The organism is Hydrogenophaga sp., assembly GCF_041633695.1.
GTDB lineage: Bacteria > Pseudomonadota > Gammaproteobacteria > Burkholderiales > Burkholderiaceae_C > Hydrogenophaga.
The window spans coordinates 1-2,792 of the sequence record NZ_JBFJMY010000500.1; the positions used below are offsets into that span (position 1 = coordinate 1).

The window sequence follows — 2,792 nt, forward strand, 5'->3', positions numbered from 1 at the left end:
GAGTCCCAGGTCGACCTCGCCCTTGGGGTCGTACACCCCCCGACTGAGAGCGATCAGACCACGTGCCAAGCCGGGCCTACGGGCCATCGTCAGCAAGCTGTTGGGCACAAACCCCAGCGTTCGTTCGAAGAAGGCAAATTCCTCCGCCAGCTCGTGCGAAGGATCGATGCGAAGCGTTTCAAGACGGGCCATGGTGTTCTCCTCAAACGAAGCGCATGCCGACCGTTCCCAGGTCCTGGAAGCGCACGTTGATGCTGTCGCCCGCTTGCACGGCAATCGCCTCAGTCACGCCGCCCGTCATGATGAAGCTGCCCGCCGGGATCTCCTTGCCGCGAGCGCCCAGGTGGTTGGCCAGTGCGGCGATGGCCGCGGCGGGGTGGCCCATCACGGCAGCACCTGCAGCCATGGCAACGATCTCGCCGTTTTTTTCCAGCACCACGCCCAGCGTGCGCAGATCCAGTTCGTCGGCGTTGCGTGCCCGCCCGCCGACAACGAAGCGCGAAGCCGAGGTGTTGTCGGCGATCACGCTTTTGAGATCGAACTTGAAATCTCTGTAGCGGCTGTCGATGATCTCCACGCCAGGCACCACAAAGTCGATCGCAGCCAGCACCGTGGCCACATGGCAGCCGGGACCGCGTAGCGCGGTCTTGGTGACGACGCAGATCTCGGCTTCCACCTTGGGGTGGATGAGCTCAGACATCTTGATGTCGCTCCCCTCGGGGCAGGCCATGTAGTCCGAGATGAAACCGAACACCGGCGTGGTCACGCCCATCTGCTTCATCTTGGCATGTGAGGTCAGGCCGCATTTCAGGCCGACGGTCTTCTGGCCACGCGCCTCCTTGCGCTGGCGGATCTGGTCCTGGATGGCGTAGGCATCGTCCCAGTCCATGGCAGGATGGTCGTCGGTGATCTTGGTCACGTCCTTGGCCTGTAGCTCGGCGTTTTCCAGAAGATCGGCAAGGCGGGCGAGGGTATTGGTGTCAAGTTTCATGTTGTTCTTTCTTAGGCTACAAATCGCACGGATGTGCCGCCCAGGCCACCCACACTGCAATACAGGCTGTCGCCAGCCACCACGGGCACCAGCGGCGATTGCGACCCCGAGAGGATCACGTCGCCCGCTTGGAGTCCGATGCCAAGCCGACCCAGCGTGTTGGCCAACCAGGCCACTGCGTTGACGGGTGAGCCTTGCACCGAGGCGCCCGCCGAGGTGCTGATGATTTCGCCGTTTTTTTCCAGCACCATGCCAGCCAAAGCCAGGTCCAGATGGCGCGGGCTTTTGCGCACACCTCCCAGGGTGAGCACTCCGCAGGAGGCGTTGTCGGCCACGGTGTCCTGGATCTTGATCTTCCAGTCGCGGATGCGAGAGTCGACAATCTCGAAACAGGGCATCACGCAGTCGGTGGCGCGCAACACATCGGCAGCGGTCACGCCCGGTCCGCTCAGGTCGCGGCTCAAAACGAAAGCCACCTCGGCTTCGGCCTTGGGCGCGATGAACTGGCCCATGGACAGTGCCTCGCCCTCGTTGAACACCATGCCCGAGAGCAAGTGGCCGAAGTCGGGCTGGTTGACCTTGAGCATGTCCATCACCACCTTGCTGGTGACGCCGATCTTCTTGCCCACCACGTGTTCACCCGCGTCGAGCCGGCGTTGGATCATGCGCAGCTGGACCTGGTACGCGTCGTCGATCGTGATGCCCGGTTCGCGGTCGGTCAGCGGTGCAACGGCGTGGCGGCTTTGCAAGGCCTGGTACAGCTCGTCGCCGTACTTCTGAATGGTGGAGATGTCCATGGTGTTCGTTTGATGAAAGTTGAAAATTCAGCTGCGGTTGGCATCAGCCTCTGCGAAGAAGCCGGAAACCAACTGGGCAAAGCGAGCCGCGTGTTCGATCTGTGTCCAGTGGCCACACTGGCCGTACACATGCAATTGGCTGTTGGGGATCCACTGGTTGAGCGTGAGCGAATTGCTCAGCGGGATCACCTTGTCTTCGCGACCGTGCACGATGAGTGTTTCGTGAGGGAGCCCGCGAATGGCGGTTTCAGAGCTGCACATCGCGTCGACCCAGCGCTGGCGCGGCGCGGGGAACATGGCAGCGAACGATTCCTGAAAGCCGGGACGCACGCTGGCTTCATAACGCAGCCATGCGAGTTCGTCGGTGACGAGCTGGCGGCTGTGCGCAAAGATGTCGAGCAGGCTGCGCATATTGGCCAGCGAAGGCTCATATCCCCACACGGCGTCGAGCCCCCGCGTGATGGGAAAGGGCACGCCCACCGAGCCCATGAGCACCAGACGGCGCACGCGCTGCGGTGCCCGTATGGCCAGTGCCAGCGAGAGCGCACCGCCAAAGGAGTTGCCCACCAGGTCCACTTGTGGGAGCTCCATGGCATCCATCAGGTCGAGCACCTGTTGCACCCAGGTGTCCATATCGTAGCCGATGCCTTCGGGTCGATCGGTGTAGCCAAAGCCCACCATGTCGGGCGCGATCACGCGGCGCTGTTCAGCGATGACAGGCAGCGCCAGGCGCCAGTTGGCCCAGGCGCTCACACCTGGGCCAGAGCCATGGATGAACAACACAGGCGGTTGACCCGGGCGGGATTCGCCGAGGTCGTGCACATTGGTGTTGAAGCTGCCCGTGCGGACTCCTCGGGCGAGTTCGGGGTTGTGCGGGGCGTTCACAGTTTCACCATCACGTTGCGCAGCTCGGTGTAGAACTCCAGCGAGTGCACGCCGCCTTCGCGGCCGATGCCAGAAGACTTGGAGCCACCAAACGCGGTTCGCAGATCGCGCAGGAACCA

Annotated in this window: 4 protein-coding genes and 1 pseudogene; all 5 read right to left on the reverse strand. The window is 62.8% G+C overall.

Annotation, left to right across the window (positions count from 1 at the left end):
- Positions 1-192, reverse strand: a pseudogene (locus ABYB95_RS20730) (carboxymuconolactone decarboxylase family protein); the annotation flags it as partial.
- A 10-nt stretch (positions 193-202) separates the two neighbouring features.
- A complete protein-coding gene (gene dmpH, locus ABYB95_RS20735; RefSeq protein ID WP_372661347.1) occupies positions 203-991 on the reverse strand; it encodes a 2-oxo-3-hexenedioate decarboxylase in 789 nt (262 codons plus the stop codon).
- Between the two features lie 11 nt (positions 992-1,002).
- The gene (gene dmpE, locus ABYB95_RS20740) at positions 1,003-1,788 is read right to left on the reverse strand and encodes a 2-oxopent-4-enoate hydratase (RefSeq protein ID WP_372661350.1); all 786 of its coding nucleotides are present in this window, start codon (positions 1,786-1,788) and stop codon (positions 1,003-1,005) included.
- Positions 1,789-1,815: 27 nt separating this feature from the next.
- A complete protein-coding gene (locus tag ABYB95_RS20745) occupies positions 1,816-2,673 on the reverse strand; it encodes an alpha/beta fold hydrolase (protein WP_372661354.1) in 858 nt (285 codons plus the stop codon).
- Positions 2,670-2,792 (reverse strand): aldehyde dehydrogenase family protein (locus ABYB95_RS20750; RefSeq protein WP_372661357.1); only part of this gene is annotated, 123 nt, incomplete at its 5' end. The genes ABYB95_RS20750 and ABYB95_RS20745, both read right to left, overlap by 4 nt.

Coding starts and splice junctions, on each gene's coding strand:
- dmpE (WP_372661350.1), bottom strand. CDS start 1,788: ATGGACATCTCCACCATTCAGAAGTACGGCGACGAGCTGTACCAGGCC.
- dmpH (WP_372661347.1), bottom strand. CDS start 991: ATGAAACTTGACACCAATACCCTCGCCCGCCTTGCCGATCTTCTGGAA.